The 1575-nt window shown below is 68.9% G+C and carries 2 protein-coding genes; both read right to left on the bottom strand.

Going from position 1 to position 1575, the window contains the following annotated elements:
* Nucleotides 1-100: 100 nt before the first annotated feature.
* Complete coding sequence (locus tag ABZZ74_RS54100) at nucleotides 101-574, bottom strand: hypothetical protein (protein ID WP_356951438.1); 474 nt, start codon at nucleotides 572-574, stop codon at nucleotides 101-103.
* Nucleotides 552-1292, bottom strand: coding sequence for a transposase (locus tag ABZZ74_RS54105; protein ID WP_356951439.1), 741 nt, complete (start codon nucleotides 1290-1292; stop codon nucleotides 552-554). Before ABZZ74_RS54105 ends, ABZZ74_RS54100 begins: the two co-directional genes overlap by 23 nt.
* Nucleotides 1293-1575: the final 283 nt, after the last annotated feature.

Genomic DNA, 1575 nt, shown 5'->3' on the forward strand with positions numbered 1-1575 from the left:
ACGCTACGAGAAACGGGCCTACACCTACCTCGGCACAGTCACCCTCGCAGCACTCATCGTCTGGCTCCGCACATGATCCGAGAAACAGCGCCTAGTGCCGTCACGGGGCGTATCCCGGGCCGTTCCGTCCACCGGTGGCAACTGGGATCGCGAGCCCCGGGGTGTGGCCACCGTCGCGTCGCAGGATGTGAAGTCCCAGCCTGTTGCCCTCAAGGGAGGCATCGACGGTTACTGGGCCAGTCCACCCCATGGAGAAAAAGATGCGGTCCCCTGCCGGGCTGAGCGCCGCCTGCCAGGCATCGAGGGTTTCTTGCAGGCGCTGGCTGACCACGTCAGCTTGCAGGTCCGGCCAAGGACCCTCCTTCACGAACGCAGCCTGTGGGATGGCCTCGTGGACGGCCCGAGCCACGACGCCGGGATGGGCACGCAGCAATGGATCCAGCACTGTACGGGCCGACTCCCAGCCGCCCGAGGCGATCGCCCGGGACGAGGGCGGCAGCCCGGGTCCGCCTTCGGTCTCGGCGGTGCGCCAGCGCAGGCGGCCCAAGGCGTCACGGTGATAGTTCTGCACCATGATCTGGCGCAGGGCTTGGATACGAGGGCCCGACGCACGGTCCGCTACCGTGCTGGTAGAGGTGTTCCAGGAGCCGGACGGCGTCGCCGGTGGCGAGGATCCTGGTCTTGGGCTTGGTGGGGTTCTTGCCCAGGCGGACCGGACGGCCGTAGCGGCGCCCCCAGTCCTCGTCGACCAGCCCGTCCAGCAGGTGCGGGGCGGTGCCGGCCACTTCCTCCAGCGCGGCGCGGACCGCCTCGGTGACCAGCTCCAGCCGGGTCAGGTCGCGGACCGCGGCCAGGAGATGGGTGGAGTCGGTGCGCTCGCGCACCCAGCCGGCCTTCTTGAGGCGGGCCAGGGCGAGGTCGAGGAGGTGGTCGGCGCGGTCGCCCTCGGTGAGACGTTCGCGGAAGTCGGCCAGCACACTGGGGTGGAAGCCGGGATCGTCCAGCTCCATGGCCATGGCGTACTTGAAGTCGATGCGGCAGCGGACCGCCTCGGCGGCCTGCCGGTCCGACAGGTTGAGCACGAACTGCAGCACACAGACGGTGGCCAGCTGGACGGGCGAGAGACCCGGACGCCCATCACGCGGATACCAGTCGGCGAAGTCCTCGTCATGCCACAGCCCGTCCAGGCGGTCTCTCACCCACATCGCCGTCGTACCGCCTGGGTTGCTCGCCCGCGCGACCTGCGCGGTCAGGGGCGGGACGTGCTCACCGGAACGGGGACGGAGGGACAACGGGCGCCTCGACAGCTCCATCGGTCATCGGAACCACCCGAGCTTGCCTGTTGGCCATGCTGCCGCACCCCGAAACTCCAAGATCCCCGACGGTGTCAAGCTAGTGTCCTGCGCCAGTAGTTGATCGTTGGTAGTTGTGTGACTTCTGCTGCTGGTGCGTCAGTTCCCCGTCGCGGCCCGAAGTTGGGACCGCTGCTTCTGTCTGACGACGAGCGGGCGGTGTTGGAAAGGTGGACGCGTCGGGCGACATCGGCCCAGGCCCTGGCGCTGCGGGCGCGGATCG

This window comes from Streptomyces sp. NPDC006476 (assembly GCF_040612015.1).
Taxonomy (GTDB): Bacteria; Actinomycetota; Actinomycetes; order Streptomycetales; family Streptomycetaceae; genus Streptomyces; species Streptomyces griseorubiginosus_B.

Excerpts from the sequence above, each read along its gene's own strand:
- ABZZ74_RS54100 (WP_356951438.1), bottom strand. The coding sequence starts at position 574 with ATGGTGCAGAACTATCACCGTGACGCCTTGGGCCGCCTGCGCTGGCGC.